This is a genomic window from Streptomyces muensis (assembly GCF_021474425.1).
Taxonomy (GTDB): domain Bacteria; phylum Actinomycetota; class Actinomycetes; order Streptomycetales; family Streptomycetaceae; genus Streptomyces; species Streptomyces muensis.
Window position 1 is genome coordinate 1 of record NZ_JAKEIP010000004.1, and the last position, 16650, is coordinate 16650.

Consider the following 16650-nt stretch of genomic DNA (forward strand, 5'->3'; position numbering starts at 1 on the left):
AGTCCCGCCGCATACGAGACCGCACTCACAGCCTGACCACCACACCGATGGTCTCCGCCAAAGCGGAACAAGCTCAGGGGTGACGCCTATACAGGCGCGGGAGCCGGCGCTCAGGTCGTAGCCCAGCCAGAGGCGGGCGACTGCGGCTACGCCCGAGGATCCGTACTCGTCTGGGTTTGAGAACCGGCTTCTCCTCTGTCCTCAGGACCGTGACCCGCGACCTGTTGCCTCGCCCGGGCAGCGCGACGTGCACCTGGCTTCGGCAGGAGGGGCGATTCCGGAAACTTGTGGTCGTCACTCAGCCTGGCTGGACGGTCGAGACGGTGGCCGTTCGCATCAGGCCTTGGTGCAGTTGGGCGCCGCCCAAGCGGTGTCACACGCGGAAGCCCTCGGATACTTTGTTGGTATACGAAAGCGATCTGATTCAGCATGAGGTGACACATGACGTTCGCGGGTGCATCGAGTACGTCTGCCGCTCCTGCGCAGCGGGCTGCCGTGCCGCGAACGCGCCGTAGCCGTATGACAGCCGAACGGGAGGCGGAGTTGTACACCGCCGTCCTCGACCAGTTGCGCAGGGTCGGCTATGAGGCACTCACCGTGGACTCCGTTGCCACCCATGCCCGGTGCAGCAAGGCAACCATCTATCGGAGATGGAGGGGGAAGCCCGAACTGGTAGCCAAGGCTCTGCAACATGCGAGGGGCACCTCCCTTGAGGACCCGGATACCGGATCACTGCGCGGCGACCTCCACGCCATGCTGACGCTGACGGACGATGAGCAAATCCGAAAAAACGCGACATTGGTGCGAGCTTTGGCCAAAGCCGTACAAACCAACCCTGATCTCCTGAAAGCCCTAAAAGAGCTACTGGTCGACTCTGAACCGACCGGACTCAACACCCTGTTGCACCGAGCAATCGAACGAGGCGAGATCCGCTCGGGTTACAAGGCAGCGCAGTACCTGCCCCATCTCCTGATTGGGGCTCTGCTCTGCAGATTATTGATCGAAGACCAGCCGATCGATCGCGCGTTCCTGAGCCGATACATCGATTCTGTCGTCCTCCCCAGCCTCGGTCTCTGAGTATCGATCCCCTCCACGTCATGGAGACCGTCCGGTGCAGCCACCGTCGCGGTGAGACTGACCCAGCAATCTCCTTCGCCCATGTCGAAGATGTGCGGGTGGACGTGCTCGACCGTTCAGCACACTGTTGGACGCTTGGCTCATGGCTTCGTCACAGGCGTGAGGCGACAGGCAGATGCGTTGAGTCGCGCCCATCCCGCGGCAGGCCCGGCGGAACCTCCTCAGCCTTGCCCTCGACCAATGCAATTCGGCCATCTCTGCAGCGCGCCTGTCCCAGCAAGCACGGCGCAGCACCATTGAAAATTCAAGTAGAGCTGCGTAGGGTCACGCCCAACTCCCCCTACAGGACCGTGCGTTGCCGTTCCGCGCCGTAGCAGGCAAGTGTCACCGGCGCCGTATCCGGCAGCACGCATGACAGGAGTACAAATGAAGCGTCATTCACGCTCCAACCGAGCACGGATGAGTGTTGTAGCAGGATCGATACTGACCGCCGGCACCTTGGCGGTCACCCCCGCTGCAGCGGCACCGGCCCAGCAAGAGGCATCCGATGTGACAGTGATCCTGCGGATCACTGTCAACCCCGATCCCTCCTGGGCCGAGGACGCTGTCATGATCTCGGTGCCGGGTTCCCACGGCAACTGGGATTGCCACACGGGCTTCGCACCGCATGTCCCCAAGGACGTCGAGGTCAGCGTCCCAGCGAACACGAACGTCACGATCTGGTCCAGCCACGGCTGCTACGACGCCATACAGATGAGCGGGGCATGGATCCCGCAGGACAAAGATGGCCAGGTCATCAACGTACGCGTCGGAGGCCAGTAGCACAGCACCGAGCTCGCCCGTTTAGCAGCTGACTCGGGGGCGTCGGCGCCCTGTAGTCACTCCTCGAAGTGGCTACAGGGCAAGTCGGCGGCCTTCCGGGCGGCCCCACCAGCCCACGGCAGACGAACTCCAGCGGCACGGCCGCATCGATCGTGCCGGTGGTGCTCACCCCCCAGCAGATCGGGCGTGGTGCTCGCGGCGAAAGCTCCGGGCACATTGTCCCGTCTTCTCCTGGTGCATTCAGGCTCGCCCGCGCCCGGCCTGACAGGCCGAGATACAGCTCCGCGGCGGTTGCCGTATCGCGCGGTTCGCCGGGGTCGCCGCCCTGGAACGCACGGTCGCCGTGGTGAGCTCCACCAGTCGGCGGTAAGAGCCTGTGTCATATCTCCGGTCGGATCAGCGCGCGGCGTCTGGTGCGTGTGATCGCAAGGCGCCGGAGCGTCCTCGTAGCGGAGCTACCAGGACGTTTCTGCAACGCGGCTGGGGGTCCCCCACGCCCTTAAGGCAGTGGGGGAGTGCGTGCCAGGCGTCGCGCGCCCGGCCGAGGATATGACACAGGCTCCAAGCCCGTGTCGGTGCTGTGTACCCGGTCGTCGAGGGACATCTCCGGGCAGGTGAACCGGGTCCACCGGCCCCCTGCTCGACGCAGGCGGACATGAGCGTGTCGATCCGCTACGGCGAACGGCCGATGGATGTCGCCGCTGCCGCGTCAGCTGCACTCCACACTCGGCTCCCTCGCACCTGAGGAGTATGGGGTGGCGTCGAAAATGATCTTCTTCGCTCAACGGTTGTCGTCAGCCGAGGAACTTCCGCAGGTGGCTCAGGAGGACGTCGGGACGTTCCTCGGGGATGAAGTGGCCGCATGCGGGGATCTCGGCGGCGGTGACGTCGTCGGCGTACTGGCGCCAGATGTCCAGGGTGGGCAGCCGGGCAGGCAGGCCGGCAGAGCCCCACAGAGCCAGGAGGGGCATGGTCAGACGGCGGCCCGCGGTGGCGTCCTCGTCGTCGAGGGCGAGGTCGCGTTCCTGGGCGCGGTAGTCGTCGAAGCCGGCGCGCAGCGCGCCTGGGCGGGAGAAGGCTCGGACGTAGGCGTCGACGGCGTCGGGAGTCAGGCCGTGACGGTTGTAGGTCCAGCGTTCGAAGAAGTACTCCAGGTAGGCGCGGACGTTGTTCCCGACCAGCAGCTCGGGCAGGTCCGGCTGAATGTGGAACATCCAGTGCCAGTAGCCGGATGCCACCGAGGCATCGAAGCGGCGGAACATCTCGCGGGTGGGGACCACATCGAGCACGGCGAGCTTTTCGACCTGGTCGGAGCGGTCCAGGGCCCAGCGGTGCGCCACCCGGGCACCGCGGTCATGGCCGACGACGGCCGCCCGCTCGAACCCGAGCTGCCGCACGAGCTCGGCGATGTCCGAGGCCATCTGCCGCTTGTCGTAACCGGTGACAGGCTTGTCGCTGAGGCCGTAACCGCGCAGGTCAGGGGCGATGACGGTGTGTGTGGTGGCGAGTTCGCCGAGCACCGGACGCCAGCACAGGCTGGTCTGCGGCCACCCGTGGAGCAGCACCAACAGCGGCCCCGAGCCCGCGCGCGTGTAATGCAGACGGATCCCGTTGACCTGGGCCACACCCGTGCTCACTGTTGCCGTACTCATGGCTGCTCCCTCTCCGCCCTCAACAACTAACCGCCTCTGGAGGTTATTTTATTGTGTATTCGTGGACAATGGGCTGATGAGGGCGGAAGACGAGTGGCTCTGGCACGGCGGGCGGGTGTGCCTGGACTTCGTCAACACCCTGCGCGATCGATGGAAGGCCTCGCCCCGGGAGACACTGCACGAGCCGGACGACGTTGCGCGCTGGCTGCGCGAGGCCGGCCTGCTCACCGACGGGGTCCGCACCGGCGATGCACCCGCGTCCGCACTGCGCTCCTCGGTGGCCCTGCGCGAAGCCATCGACCGCACGGTGCTGCGCGTGGCCGACAGTGCGCCGCCCACTCCCGCCGACATCACCGTGATCAACGAGGCGTCGGCGGCAGCCCCTCGCCCCGCGCTCCACCTGGTGCTCAGAGATGGCCGGTTGGAGTCGAGCAGCGCGGCTCGGGTCGCCGATGGCGCGACCGCGAGCCTTGGCCTCGTAGCCCAGGACGCGATCGAGTTGCTGCTCTCCCCCGAGATACGACGAGTCCGTATCTGCGACTCCGATCGCTGTGCCCTGCGCTTCGTGGACCGCTCACCCGCACGCAACCGCCGCTGGTGCTCGATGACACGTTGCGGAAACCGCACCAAGGTCCGGCTCCATCAGGCTCGCTCCCGTGTACACGGCTGATCGGCAGGAGCCCAACCCTGTTTCAGACGGCTCGACACCTGGTTCCACGCTTGGCTACGGGGCATGACCCTGCTGGTGACGTCGGCGAAGTGCCGACACCTGGGCCGGCGGGTGCTCGGCTGTTCGGCCCGGGAACATCATCTCTGATGCCCCGGGCCACTCCGGGGTGGGGCCGAGAACTCGACGGCCAGGCTGCCGAGGCCGGATGCGGCCGGCATTCCCAGTAGCGGTCGTCAGTCTCAATACAGGCTGCGCAGACGCTGGTTATTCGATGCCGGACGGATTGTCGATGACGTAGCGCCAGATTCCGTCCGCTCCTCGCCGAACAACGTCGGTCGCGGTGCCCGCCATGCTGATCTCGTTTCCGTCGGGGTCCGTGCCTTTGAGGGACCAGTCGATGACAAGCAGCGCGATGTCGTCCGCCGTGTAGCAGCGGCGCAGGCGGGCCTCCAAGGGGACCCCGAAGCTCAGCAGGCGGGCGTTGACGGCGGACCGCTCCGGGCCGACGACCGGGTGACCCGGCACAGGGACGAGGACGCCGACATCTTCGTAGAGCCGGTCCAGAGCCGACACTTCACCCTTGTTGAAGAGGTCGACCCACTGCGCGACGTGCGCTGTCAGGGCCTCATGGAGGGCGGGATCGGGGGCGATCTCCATCGGTTCAGGGTGTTGACTCCGAGGGTCATGAGTATCTGTCATGACTCCAACATCGTACCAAGCAGCCGAGCCAGCAGGTCGGTACGTCATGAATGGTGCCATGGCGCAGGCTCACCAACGTGGCCAGGCGCCGGGCGACGAAGATGAGCTTATGCTCCGGCTCCGGCAGCCCCGCCGCCGTGGCGGGCCGTGAGCCGAGCCTGATGCTTTTCGTGCCACAACTGCCCTACCTCAGCGATGAGTTCTGCGATCACGTCCGGCAACAGTCCAGTACGCGGTGGTCTGCCACGATCAACTCACGCGCCCTGTCTCCGTCTGCACGGTTCAACAAGCCACCTGAGCGACGACGCACAGCCAGCCGTGCGCAAGGTCGTCAGGTCCCCCCCGTTCGCCTCCGTGGAGACGTCCAGTCTGTCGCCCACGGCCTGCGGAACGCCGTCGGTGAACGACCGAATGTCCCGGAGGCTGTGCATTGGAGGGGGTGTCTGATCCGGCGCCGGTGAACCAGTGCAGCGAATCGCCCACCGTCACCCTTGCAGTCAAGCAGGTCGGCCATCTGCCGTGGGGTCAGACCGTCGTCCAGCAACCGGGTGCACTCCAGCCGCCGTACCTCGGCCTGTGGCCCGGGCGTCAATTCCACCGTCAGGTCCGCGTCAGCACACCTCGCGCTAACGCTGCTATTTCAACGAGGAGTTGACACTACCGAGGCCCCCCGGCGAAATGCACCGGATCGTGAACTGCCTTCCACAGCCCGGTACCCGTCATCCGAACGGCGCCGCGAACCACGACCCGGCCGCATTCCAAGTACCCGGCTCTACTTCTGCTGACCCCGTATGTACGCGGCGAAGCGCTCACCCATGAGCCTCGTGCCGGTCTCTCCTGGATGCAATCCGTCGGGCATCAGCCCCGCGGCGTCGTCGGACTCGGACAGGAGTGTCCGGCCGTCCAGGTACTCGATGGCCGGGTCGTCCGCCCGGCGCTCCTCGACGATGGCCTCAAGAGCGGCGCGGATCCGAACCAGGGTGAGAGAGTCCCCACCGTGCGGCGAATCGCCCGGTGCCGGGGCTATTCGCAAGCCCGTCTCGTCCGGCCCTGACGGCCCCGGGCTGTGCTCCAGCGGCGGGCTCGAAATCGGCGAGATGACAACAATGCGGGGCGCGGCCTGCCCCTCCCTGATCGTGTCGAGGAAGCCATGGACCGCGGGACGGAAGGTACGCAGCGTCATCGAGTCGAAGTTCACCAGGTTGATGCCGAGCTTGAGAGAGATGACATCGGCGGGTGTGTCGCGAATCGCCCTGGCGACGAACGGATCGAGCATCGCGTTGCCGGCGAAGCCCAGGTTCGTCGCCCGCCAACCGAGCTCGCGCGCGGCGACGGCCTGCCACGTACCCGTAGGGTGAGGGACCGAAAGGTTGTGGCTGATCGAGGAGCCATAGTTGATCCAGTGCGGCCTCTCGTCCTGTCCGGCGGAGTCGACCGGCGCATCGGCCCTGACCCCGTGGAAGTCGACCACCGCGCTGTGCGGAAGCCAGACCTCGAGAAGTCGGCGGCCACCGGGCAGTCCGTCGAACACGAGTGTCTGCACCTCGCCCTCCTCACGCTCGACCTTGTCGGTCTGGAGGTCGAGGCCGGCTATGCCGCCCGCGACGGGAAGCGTGTGCACCGTGTCCCCGTCGATGAGTTCGGCGAACACCTCGAACGAGGGCGCCCCCACGAAGTGAAATCGCTGTACGGCGAGGCGAATCTCAAGACGGGTCGCCTCGGTGATCAGTCGCAGCCGCACTCCGGCGGCCGTCTCGGCCGTGAGCCGGATGAAGGCTGTCGGCATCTGAGCCACAGCCCGGGCAGGAAGCCGCGCGGGCCGTAGCGCGGTTCCGACAGCCGTCACATGAAGGGCGCCGTCGATGGCGGAAGCCAAGTCTTTGGCCGAGTAGTCGAACATCTCTCTTCTCCAGGTTTCTGCGGGGGCTCCCGGCCCGAAGGCCTTCGGGCAGCCGGGGCGACACGCGCTGACGTCGCCCTCGGGCGGACAACGCCATCGGTCGACTTCGGATGTCACGCCCCTCGATCGAGCTGCTCTACGGACGCGTCGGACGAGTCCTCGTACAACTCACGCAGAGCCGTGCGCTCCTGGGTGGCGGTGACGTATCCGGCGTCGACATTGAGGTTGACCCCAGTGACATAGGAGGCCTTGTCGGAGGCCAGGAACGCGGCAACCTGTCCGACTTCCTCCGGACGGCCGAAGCGCCTGACGGTCTTCTTCATCTGCTGCACGACCGGCAGGTGACTGGTCTGCGCCAGCATCGGCGTATCGATGACTCCGGGAGAGACACTCACGATCCGCGCCCCACGGTGCCACCAGTCGAACGCGTTGTTCCGAACGAGCCGTACGATGCCGGTTTTGGACAAAACGTACCCCTGGCCCGGGTCCGACGGATCGGCGCCGGCGGCCCGGAGGCGAGCGATCAGGTCGGGGTGCAGCGGCTCATCGAGCACCGAGACGATCTCGGGAGACAACTGCATGAGGTCCGTCATGCTCGCGAACAACACCACTGCGGTGCCCTCACCGACGGCGGGTTCCACGGCGTGCAGCAATCGCGCCACACCGACCAGATTGATGGCGATCGTGACCTCGCCGGGTGCTCCGGAGACCCCGGCCGTGACGATCATCGAGCCCAGCTTGCCTATCCGCGCGCTGAGTTCGTCGATCGCTGCCGAATCCGTGAGATCGCAGACAACGGCCTCACCACCGACTTCGTCCGCGACACGCTGAACGGCCTCCTCGTCGCGATCGACGAGCAGCAGGCGGCGAGAGCCCTTCAGAGCAGCGGCGGACGCCGCGCCCATACCCGATCCCGCGCCCACGACGACATCGACGGCCTCGACGGCTTCGGAAGTGGTCATGCTTGTCCTGCCTTTCAAGGGTGTTTGCTCTGGTCTTGCGTAAGAGCGGAGAGCTCACAGGTTCTGGGTGTGGCTGTCGTGGCAGCGTCATGGGCAGGCTCGACAAACTCGGCCGGCCGGAACCCCGCGCTGACTCGACCACTGGCGGGCGGAGCCCACTGGCGGATCTGACACGTGATCGAGGCCGCGTGTCGTGAGCATCCACACGCCGCGATGACCCGCAGCCGCGCCGACGCGAACCCCAGCTCGGAGCCGAGTTCATCGCCCTACCCGGCGGTGGCAGGGACGCGCTCGGCAGTGCCGTCCAGGCCGCGCGTCCTGCGCGGGGTGAACCGTGACGGGATGGTGCTGCCAAGGCTCACCTCCCATCGCGACCACGGCTCGACATCACGATGGGTACGTCCTCCTCTCCTCAGCGGCGTTGCGACCATCAGAGCGCACGTGCTGGGCCTGTACCGCCTGTCCTGCCGCATAGCCCTTGAGCGGCGGATCAGCCGACGACGAAGGGCGCAAGGCTGTCGAGTCGGGCGTCCCATTCCTCCGGAGTCGTGGTACGGCGCATGAGTTCGAGCCGTGGTCCGTGAGGGTGGGTGTAGTAGCCCCAGGTGCGCGCAGCCGGATCCTCGGCCGCGTCACCGCATTCGAAGGAGTAGCCCTGTGCGGTGATCTGGCGGGCCGCCTCCTGGAGTTCTTCCACCCAGTACGCGAGGTGGTGGACCTGGCCGCCTCGATCGACTTCCCACGGCGTGCCCGGCGTGGCCTCGATGAGGTGGATTCTCGGCTTCTGCCGCGTGATCACCGCGCGGTTGGTGACCGTACGAATCTCGTCCCCGATGAGCACGGGGAAAGGCTGCGCGACGGTCGCTCCGTCACCCCATTCGTAGTCGAAGAGCTCCCGGTAGCGAGAGACGGCTTCGGTGAGGTCGTCCACAACGATGCCGATCTTGTAGAACTCGGCGCCTCTCAGCAGCATTCAGGCCCCTTCCTTTCGACATCTGTCCTCGGCCTGCTTCGCCACAGTGGCCGGGTGCGACGGCACCGGGCCGTGGACAACGGCCAGTTCGTCGTTGCCGGGCACGCCATGGGGCGACCTCGGCGATTCAGCGGATCTCAGGCTTGATGTGATGACATCGGCTTCCGTGCGGCGCACCCGGCAGGTCCGCCGCCAGGGGCCGACCCGCGGTGCGCACTTGACGAGGATCGCGGCCTTCGGCGCTGGGCGACGGGCGGCCGTGTCCGTGTCGATCGTCGATGGTGGTCCCGGCGAGGCCGCCGGCTCTCACTCGGATACCCGAAGGTGCCGCTTCTCGAAGTGCAGCACGTCGGCCTCCAGTTCCGCGTCCTCGGGTGTGTGCCCGCCGAACCCGCCGTGCGGCGCGGCCTCTAGCACTCGGAGTTCCACAGGAACGCCCGCGTTCAGCATCTTGCGGTGCATCCGGACCGTGTTGGACAGGAAGAGGTCCCGGGTCCCCGTCTGCAGGAAAGTAGGGGGAAATCCGGTCACATCGCCGAACAGCGGGGAGAGGTAGGGATGCGAGAGATCCTCTCCATTCGCATACAACTGATTCCATCGGGTGAGGAGCCCCATGTAGTCGATGCCGAGATTCGTGCGGAAGGAGTCACCCGACTCTGTGAGGTCCAGCTCCGGAGTGAGGAGCACGAGTGCGGCGGGCATGGGCAGGCCCTGGTCCTTCGCCCGGAGCAGGAGCGCCGCCGCGAGATTGCCTCCGCCCGACGCGCCGCTGACAACGATCTGATCGGGTGACCGCTCCTTCAAAGCACGGCGGTAGACAGTGAGACAGTCGTCGAGAGCCGCCGGATACGGATGACGGGGTGGCATCCGAAAGTCCGGGACCCACGTGATGGCGTCTCGTTTGACTGCTTTGTGTGCGCTCATCTGCCATGCGAGGTCTCCACCGCACATGAGCAACCCGCCGCCATGGATCTCGACGACGATCGGAGCCTCGTCCTTCTCCACGAGGTGACCCGGCACGAGTTCATAGGTCCTGACGCCGTCGACCTCGATCTCACGACGCGTCAGTAGCCGTTCCGAGGGCTGGTACTGAGCGAACATCTCGCGCACCGGCGCGTCTCGGACTTCGATGAACCGCAGCCATCCCTCGGTGTCGTCCAGAGCGGGTTCGGCGACGGTGTCGGTGAACTGGTCGACGGAGAGGGCGGCCCGCGCCTCCTCACTCACACTTGACGGGGCCGGAGGCCGTTGCTGGAGGTGGATGGGTCGCGAATCCGCCATGTCGTTCTTCCTTCTCGTTCATGGATCGCTGAATGGCCGTGGAACACCGATGTCGGTCACGGACGCCGATTCGGCCGCTTCAGTCGAGCAGCTCAGGGCACTCGGTGGGCCGCGATGAGCGGGCGTGCTCAGAGGTGCTCATCCGGCCGGCCCCCTTACGTGTGGTGATCGCGCCGTCACGTCGGCCTCCTCAGGCGACGCGCGCCTTCAGACCGCGGCTCAATGCCGAGATCATGTCGGAGGTGACGCGCTTGCTCACGGCCGACTCCGGGACGACGCCTCCGTGGATGACCCCCGGGTAGAGGACCAGTTCCGTTGGGACATCAGAGTGCGCCAGACGTTGGGCGTATGCGATGTCCTCATCGCGCAACGGATCGTACTGACAGGCCGTGACGAACGCGGGAGGCAACCCGGACAGATCCTCGGCACGGGCAGGCGCCGCGTAGGGAGAGACCTCGGAGGTGCCGCGCCGTCCCTCACCTAGGTAGAAGTCCCAACTGGCCTGGGCCGCAGGTCGATTCCAGAGCGGGACGTCGTCGTAGTCACGCATCGACGGAGTCTCCAAGCGATCGTCGAGTTCCGCGGACGCCAAGTACTGAAAGCAAAGGCCAGGTCCACCGCGGTCGCGCGCCAGGAGGGTGACAGCCGCGGCAAGTCCGCCCCCCGCGCTCTCTCCCGCCACTCCGATGCGATCCGGGTCGATCCCCAGCTCACTGGCCGCTTTCGCGGTCCATACCAATGCCGCGTAGCAGTCCTCCAGTGCGGCCGGGAACGGATTCTCCGGCGCGAGGCGGTATCCCACGGATACGACCACCGCACCCACCTCCGCGGAGATGCGTGTGGCCGTGGCATCGAACTCCGCGATGCCACCCATGAAGAACCCACCACCGTGGAAGTACAGCAGGCCGGGCAACACATCGCTGTCACGCGAAGCGGGCTCATACACACGGACAGGGACATCGGGTGCGCCTTCAGCCCCCGGAACGGTGAGATCGCGTTTCTCCATCGCGATGCCTGGTTCGTACGGAGGCAGCCCGGTACTGACCGCTTCTTCGCCCAGCGAGCGCATCATGCGAACGTCCGTGACCCGCCCGTTCGGGACCATGGCGAGCCACGGCGCGATCTCGGGGTCGTACGCGTAGGTCATGGTGCCTCCTCGACGGGCGATACAGGAGTCGAGTATGAACGGACCGCGGGGCGATCACACTCCGGCAGCTGGCGGGCAAATCACGCACCAGAGCCACCAGATGGCGGTGTCGTAACCTGAACGTCATGAGGGGGCTACTGCTCCGGCTCTCCGCGCTCGACGCCGCCGCGGAGAACGCCGTTCGCGTGATCCGGTTCTTCGACGAGCTGATGGCGCGCCGCGTGGACCTGGAGACGCTCACACGGGAGACGTCGAAACTCGCGGAATGCCCTGTGGGAGTGGCCGAGGACGAGAGCCAGGTCCCACCCGGCTCAACTGTGCGACGACTGCACGGCGGAAACCTGGTGTGGCTTGCCCGGCCGGGCGACGCGCTCCCTCTCGACGAGATTCTCGTCGAGAGGTTCGCCCTCACCGCTGCCGTGCTCCTGGAGCATGCGTCGGTTCCGTCCACCGGACTCGGCAACGCGGCACTGGTCGAGCTGGCGCTGTCCGCCGGAGCGGGCGAAGCCGATCGGTCACGGGCACTACGCCTGCTGGGAATCCGGCCGACCGCCACAGTGACCGTACTGGCGTTGCGAGCTACGCCTGAACAGGCCAAGGGTGTCGCTGACACGTTGGGCGGCCACATCTCCGAGTTGGGCAGACTTCATGCCGTCATCACCTCGCAACCGGTGACGGACCTCCATGGGCCCGTCCCGGCCGGCGTCGCCCCGCCCGGGCCTGGAATCGAGGCACCCACGGCGTGGCGACGTGCCCGGACCGCCCTGATGTTCGTCCGACAGGAGCATCGTCACGCGGTGCGCTGGGGCGAGCTCGGCGCACTGGCCGTTCTGGCCGAGCGCGCCCGGCCGCAGGACATCTCAGAGGTGCCGGACATCGCCGCACTGGATCGCATCACAGCGGAACCCGGCGGCACGGAAACCCTGGAAGCGCTCACCGCGTTCTGCGACACCGGCTCGGTCCGCAAGGCCGCGGCTCTGATACACCGCCATCACAGCACGCTCGCGGTGCGGCTTGAGCACGCCGAGAAGCAGCTGGGTTTCGTGATCGCGACTCCGGCGGGGAAGCGGCGCCTCGATCTCGCACTGCTCCTCAGACGGCTGCGCGAGTCCGCCGAGGTGTGACCCGGCATCCGGCGCGGGCGACGACCTACAACGACTCCGGGTGGCCGACCCACGAGAACCTGAACGCGGGCCAAGGTGTATGCGGTCCGACTGTTTCCTGGACCGCGCCTCTGACCTGCTCAGATGCCCTGGGTCTGCACGAACCGGCGGAGTTGGGTCGACAGAGGACGGCGGACTGGACGCCGGCGAGGACACGGATGTCGATCCACCGGGCGAATACCGTCGAGCGGATCGACTTCAGTATCCGCAACGGGATCGGACAGCTCGCGCTCCGCACTCGGACAACCCCGGCGTGCCGTCTGCGCATGATCAGCGGTCGACGGGCTGAAGTGACTCCCCACTTCCCGCCGATAATGGTCACCATTAATATGGTCGTGTGCCACGGACAGCGAGAGCCGCAAGGTCGGACACCCAGGAGAAGCCCCTCCGCGCCGCAGAGACGGTCTTCGCCAAGGACGAGGTGGACCGTGGTCAACTGCGCCGCGTCGTCCGCAGAGCCGGGCATGGAAGCGCTCACGTGCGTCAGCAGTTCACCCATACCGCTTTGTCCAACTCTCTCCCAGCGGGCCCCCAACGCCCCACACCATCCCTCGCCCGGCCCTGCATGGCAGTCCCCTTGGGACGTCATCCAGCGCATGGAGCAGGACTTTCGGCATGCACGCGGTACGCCGTGGTCGGTGAGGAACACCTCGATGACGAACAGCTCTTTCTCAACGATCTGATCGCCACGAGCCCCGCACGGCTACAACCAGGCGCTGCCCATGGAGCCGCCGCGAAGGTCCCTCGGGGGCGTGCCGACCAGGTCGCCCGCACGAGGCGGTGACCGCTGGTTCCGTGCGCCCTCGCGACCTTCGAGCCGGCGGTCTCACCACGCCATACCCCCCACCACGAAACCCCCACCAGGAGATGTTTCATGAGCCGACCCGAGCAGTCCTTCCGTCTCCCCCTGCCCACAGCGGGGCCCCTGGAGGCCCCGACCGAATGGAAGGAGATGCGCGGACGGTGCCCCGTGGCCGCCGTCGAACTCCCCAGTGGAGACAAGGCGACGTACTTGACCCGTTACCATGACGTCAGGACCCTCCTCTCCGACCCCCGCTTCACCCGCCCGACGGCTCAGGACAACGCGGCGAGGATCGCTCCCGACGGCGCGGGCGGTCCCGTCGCAAACGGTGACCCCAGCCTCATCGGCGCCCAGACGGGCGAGACCCACATGCGGCAGCGACGGCTGTTGAGCAAGCACCTCACCGCCAAGCGTGTGACCACGCTGCGCCCCAGCATGGTGGCCATCGCGGACTCTCTGATCGACGACATGCTCGAACACGGGCAGCCGGCGGATCTCAAGGCAAAGATCGGCTTTCCTCTGCCCGTCTACGTGATCTGTGACCTCTTGGGTGTTCCCGTCCAGGACCGGGACCGTTTCTCTCATTGGTCAAATGCGTTCCTGAACGTCAGCCGCTACTCCGCAGACGAAGCCCGGGCGTCTCAGGCCGAGTTCGCGCAGTACATGTCCGAACTCATCGTGGCCAAGCGCGCTCGACCGAGCGAGGATCTCCTGAGCGCCCTGATCAAGGACAATGAGGCAGACGGCGATGGCCTGTCCGAAGCACAACTCGTCGGCGTCGGGATGGGACTGCTCGTGGCCGGCCATGAGACCACCACGAACATGATCGGCAAGATGGTCGCCATGCTGCTCGCCGAGCGCACTCACTGGGAACAGCTACTGGCCGACCCCTCCCTCGTGCGCACCGCCGTCGACGAGACACTCCGATTCGACCCGAACTCCGGCTTCGGGCTCCGGCGTTACCTGACCGACGACGTCGACCTCGGCGGAGAACTCGTGCCGAGCGCCAGTACCGTCTTCTGCAGTCTGTCCGCAGCCAACCGGGACGAGCAGACCTTCGCCGAGCCGGACCGGATGGACCTCAGCCGGACGCCCAATCCTCACCTTGCCTTCGGTGCCGGACCCCACTCCTGTCTCGGCCAGACCCTGGCCCGGGCTGAACTCCAGATCGTCCTCGAAGCGCTGCTGCGCAGGCTGCCCACGCTGCGCCTGGCTCAGCCGGTCGAGGAACTGCGACGACTCGACGGCCTGTTGGTCGGCGGCCTGCAGGAAGTGCCCGTGCGGTGGTGATCCCTGGTCCGGTCCCCGGGCACTCCTTCTTCGTGGTACGTGGCGTGTGACGCCGCTTCATGTTCTGGTCGCCCCTGACCGCTGCGAGCCTCACTCATGAGAGGCCGCCGCGTGACATCAGTGGCCCACACCGTCACATGACAATCGGCTCTTGACGATCACAGGCACAATGCCTTGATCGCCAAGAGCCGATCTTGGTGTCCTGGGGTCGAGAATTCCGTGACCGACGTCCGAAGACGCCTACCTCAGAAGACCGGATCCCAGCCGTCGGTGCCGGCCAAGTACTTGCGTGCCGTGTAATCGGCGGCCTCGGTGGCAGTCATCTTCGGGGCATCCGCCCCGACGCCCGCTCCGGCGCCGAAGTTCGCGTACTCCCTGAACCGCGCCGACCGCCAGGAGTAGTCCGGCATCATGTCCGTCCAGGGCTGGGCAGAGTTGATACCCGAGTGCACGTTCGTGTCCCGGACCAGCGCCTGGGGCCACACATCCGGGGAGTTGTGCCATGGCCGACCGAGATACATCGTCTTCTCCGGCACGCCGTTGGTGAAGATCTCGCTGTTGGTGATCAGGATGCCGTACTTCTTGCTCTTGTCCGTGTTCGGCGCCAGAACAGTACCGCCCACCCAGTTGCGTGCGGCGATGTTGCACCGGTCGAACACGGCAGTGGCGTTGCCGAAGATGAAGTCCACCGTGCCTTCGATGTAGCAACCGACGAAGTACTGGCGGGCCTCAGTTGTCGGCGTCACTCCCTTGACGAGGATCGTGTCCTGGCGACTGATGATCCGGGACTGGCTGAATGTCTGCCGATCGCCCATGGCGGCCACTGCGACGGCCTGGGTGTCGAACGGCCCGACCTCCGGGTGATTGGCGGGGTCGAACGAGTTGATGATGGTGAGTTGGGCGACCGTGATACCGGGCGCCTTGAATGTGGCCACGGCGCTGCCCTGAGTGCCGTATGGAAGACCCGTCGCGGGGTTGATCATCCCGTGGGCGCGCTCCGCGGTGATGACGACGTCAGCGGCGTTGCCCGTGCCTCCCCCGATGAAGAGGTTGCTCTTGCTCGCCGGAACGGTGATCGTCTCGTGGTAGGTACCCTCCGCGAGAGTGATGACGTGCTGGATCCCGTCCGAGGGGGCGGCGTCGATCGCCGCCTGCGCGGTCGGGTAGTCGCCGAAGCCGTCGGGCTGGACGTAGGCCGAGAAGTCGGCTTCGGTGAGGTGCCTCCCCTTGGTGTTGAGGCTTGAGTGGTGGGCTGTCATGAGGTACTGCGCGATGGCGGCGACGGTCCCGAAGACGAGAGGGCCGACCTCAAGGGGAGCGCTCAGCACAACGGCGCCTCCGAGGATCGCGGTCAGGAACACCCTGCTCATGAGAGCCCAGTTGTTGTGCTGTGCCACATGCGTCGGGGTCACCGTGAATGCCTGGCCCCGGCCGAAGGCGGTGGCGGTCTCAGCCGCCTGGTTCCGGAAGCGAGAGGCCTCGGCGACCGCCACGATCATCTGGAGGATCGCCGGCGCCGCCATCCTGACGTAACCACTGGCAGTGTTGTCGCCGTTCTGGAGCAGCAGCACAGCGTTGTGGAGGCTCGCGGGGCTGATCTGCATACCGTCTCGGGTGGCTCCCTGCTGTTGCAGGTCGTTGTAGTTCGCCAACCCCTCGAACCGCGTATTGACATTGGCGCCAGTGCCCGTGCGTATGGCACCAGGCAGGTTCACGTCCGCCTCCAGCGTGAAGAACCTGCCAAGGTTCACGACACCGGAACCATCCTCGACGCCCTGCCTCCACCCCATGACATAGGAGTCCGACCGGCGCATGAACAACCGGATGAACTCTGGGCGGTCTTCGGCGTGCAGGTCGATGGCGATGAAGTCGTCGGTCCCCGCCACGTCGGTGACATCGACGGCAGGGCCGCCGCCTTCCGGTCTGACTCGGCCTGCGCTGACACCCTGTCTGATGCCGTTGATCATGGCGGCGTAACCGGCCTTGGCCTCATCAGGCTCGCTGCTGATCCGCCAGGTGACGTTCGCGCCGGTAGCGGCGCCGGCAGTGGTGGCGCTGGTGACCACGATGCCGCCGGCCAGCATGCCGGCGGCGGTCGCAACCGTCACTGCGGCGAGAAATGACCTGCGGGGAAGTCCCCCCGGCCTTGCGGTCGTCATGAAAAGCTCCAGGGTCGTGTCGACTGGTCGTCGGATTGTTGAGTCCAGTGATT

General features: G+C 66.4%; 13 protein-coding genes. 5 read left to right on the top strand and 8 right to left on the bottom strand.

Annotated elements, in window-relative coordinates; all coding sequences use genetic code 11:
* Positions 1-519 precede the first annotated feature (519 nt).
* Both L0P92_RS01640 and L0P92_RS01645 read left to right on the top strand, forming a co-directional pair.
* Positions 520-1077 (top strand): TetR/AcrR family transcriptional regulator, encoded by a 558-nt coding sequence (locus L0P92_RS01640; RefSeq protein ID WP_234760564.1) that lies wholly within the window; start codon positions 520-522, stop codon positions 1075-1077.
* 426 nt (positions 1078-1503) lie between these two features.
* Positions 1504-1899, top strand: coding sequence for a hypothetical protein (locus L0P92_RS01645; RefSeq protein ID WP_234760565.1), 396 nt, complete (start codon positions 1504-1506; stop codon positions 1897-1899).
* Between the two features lie 794 nt (positions 1900-2693).
* On the opposite strand, the gene L0P92_RS01650 is transcribed toward L0P92_RS01645, so the two are convergent.
* Positions 2694-3551: an alpha/beta fold hydrolase gene (locus tag L0P92_RS01650; RefSeq protein ID WP_234760566.1), complete on the bottom strand. Its 858-nt coding sequence runs from the start codon at positions 3549-3551 to the stop codon at positions 2694-2696.
* Between the two features lie 76 nt (positions 3552-3627).
* On the opposite strand from L0P92_RS01650, the gene L0P92_RS01655 reads away from it, so the two are divergent.
* Positions 3628-4221, top strand: a complete 594-nt coding sequence (locus L0P92_RS01655; protein ID WP_234760567.1) for a CGNR zinc finger domain-containing protein — start codon at positions 3628-3630, stop codon at positions 4219-4221.
* Between the two features lie 264 nt (positions 4222-4485).
* On the opposite strand, the gene L0P92_RS01660 is transcribed toward L0P92_RS01655, so the two are convergent.
* The 6 genes from L0P92_RS01660 to L0P92_RS01685 all read right to left on the bottom strand — a co-directional run bounded on the left by L0P92_RS01660 (position 4486) and on the right by L0P92_RS01685 (position 11183).
* On the bottom strand, positions 4486-4878 hold the full coding sequence (locus tag L0P92_RS01660) for a YybH family protein (protein WP_234760568.1): 393 nt from the start codon (positions 4876-4878) through the stop codon (positions 4486-4488).
* 814 nt (positions 4879-5692) lie between these two features.
* Positions 5693-6706 (bottom strand): GDSL-type esterase/lipase family protein, encoded by a 1014-nt coding sequence (locus tag L0P92_RS01665; RefSeq protein ID WP_234760569.1) that lies wholly within the window; start codon positions 6704-6706, stop codon positions 5693-5695.
* Between the two features lie 227 nt (positions 6707-6933).
* Positions 6934-7782: an SDR family oxidoreductase gene (locus tag L0P92_RS01670; protein WP_234760570.1), complete on the bottom strand. Its 849-nt coding sequence runs from the start codon at positions 7780-7782 to the stop codon at positions 6934-6936.
* A 490-nt stretch (positions 7783-8272) separates the two neighbouring features.
* A complete protein-coding gene (locus L0P92_RS01675) occupies positions 8273-8755 on the bottom strand; it encodes a VOC family protein (protein WP_234760572.1) in 483 nt (160 codons plus the stop codon).
* Between the two features lie 306 nt (positions 8756-9061).
* A complete protein-coding gene (locus L0P92_RS01680) occupies positions 9062-9982 on the bottom strand; it encodes an alpha/beta hydrolase (protein ID WP_234760573.1) in 921 nt (306 codons plus the stop codon).
* Positions 9983-10226: 244 nt separating this feature from the next.
* Entirely contained in the window at positions 10227-11183 is a 957-nt protein-coding gene (locus L0P92_RS01685) for an alpha/beta hydrolase (protein ID WP_234760574.1), read from the bottom strand.
* A 125-nt stretch (positions 11184-11308) separates the two neighbouring features.
* Here L0P92_RS01685 and L0P92_RS01690 point away from each other — a divergent pair, with 125 nt between their 5' ends.
* Both L0P92_RS01690 and L0P92_RS01695 read left to right on the top strand, forming a co-directional pair.
* Positions 11309-12307 carry a helix-turn-helix domain-containing protein gene (locus tag L0P92_RS01690; protein WP_234760575.1) on the top strand — a complete coding sequence of 333 codons (999 nt, stop codon included), beginning with the start codon at positions 11309-11311 and terminating at the stop codon, positions 12305-12307.
* A gap of 913 nt (positions 12308-13220) precedes the next feature.
* A complete protein-coding gene (locus L0P92_RS01695) occupies positions 13221-14438 on the top strand; it encodes a cytochrome P450 (protein ID WP_234760576.1) in 1218 nt (405 codons plus the stop codon).
* Positions 14439-14683: 245 nt separating this feature from the next.
* Here L0P92_RS01695 and L0P92_RS01700 read toward each other — a convergent pair whose 3' ends face one another.
* Positions 14684-16522, bottom strand: a complete 1839-nt coding sequence (locus L0P92_RS01700; protein WP_234760577.1) for a pectinesterase family protein — start codon at positions 16520-16522, stop codon at positions 14684-14686.
* Positions 16523-16650: the final 128 nt, after the last annotated feature.

What these genes read in the sequence shown, in the direction of transcription:
- L0P92_RS01640 (WP_234760564.1), top strand. Translation starts at nt 520, where the DNA reads ATGACAGCCGAACGGGAGGCGGAGTTGTACACCGCCGTCCTCGACCAG.
- L0P92_RS01645 (WP_234760565.1), top strand. Translation starts at nt 1,504, where the DNA reads ATGAAGCGTCATTCACGCTCCAACCGAGCACGGATGAGTGTTGTAGCA.
- L0P92_RS01650 (WP_234760566.1), bottom strand. Translation starts at nt 3,551, where the DNA reads ATGAGTACGGCAACAGTGAGCACGGGTGTGGCCCAGGTCAACGGGATC.
- L0P92_RS01655 (WP_234760567.1), top strand. Translation starts at nt 3,628, where the DNA reads ATGAGGGCGGAAGACGAGTGGCTCTGGCACGGCGGGCGGGTGTGCCTG.
- L0P92_RS01660 (WP_234760568.1), bottom strand. Translation starts at nt 4,878, where the DNA reads ATGGAGATCGCCCCCGATCCCGCCCTCCATGAGGCCCTGACAGCGCAC.
- L0P92_RS01665 (WP_234760569.1), bottom strand. Translation starts at nt 6,706, where the DNA reads ATGCCGACAGCCTTCATCCGGCTCACGGCCGAGACGGCCGCCGGAGTG.
- L0P92_RS01670 (WP_234760570.1), bottom strand. Translation starts at nt 7,782, where the DNA reads ATGACCACTTCCGAAGCCGTCGAGGCCGTCGATGTCGTCGTGGGCGCG.
- L0P92_RS01675 (WP_234760572.1), bottom strand. Translation starts at nt 8,755, where the DNA reads ATGCTGCTGAGAGGCGCCGAGTTCTACAAGATCGGCATCGTTGTGGAC.
- L0P92_RS01685 (WP_234760574.1), bottom strand. Translation starts at nt 11,183, where the DNA reads ATGACCTACGCGTACGACCCCGAGATCGCGCCGTGGCTCGCCATGGTC.
- L0P92_RS01690 (WP_234760575.1), top strand. Translation starts at nt 11,309, where the DNA reads ATGAGGGGGCTACTGCTCCGGCTCTCCGCGCTCGACGCCGCCGCGGAG.
- L0P92_RS01695 (WP_234760576.1), top strand. Translation starts at nt 13,221, where the DNA reads ATGAGCCGACCCGAGCAGTCCTTCCGTCTCCCCCTGCCCACAGCGGGG.
- L0P92_RS01700 (WP_234760577.1), bottom strand. Translation starts at nt 16,522, where the DNA reads ATGCTGGCCGGCGGCATCGTGGTCACCAGCGCCACCACTGCCGGCGCC.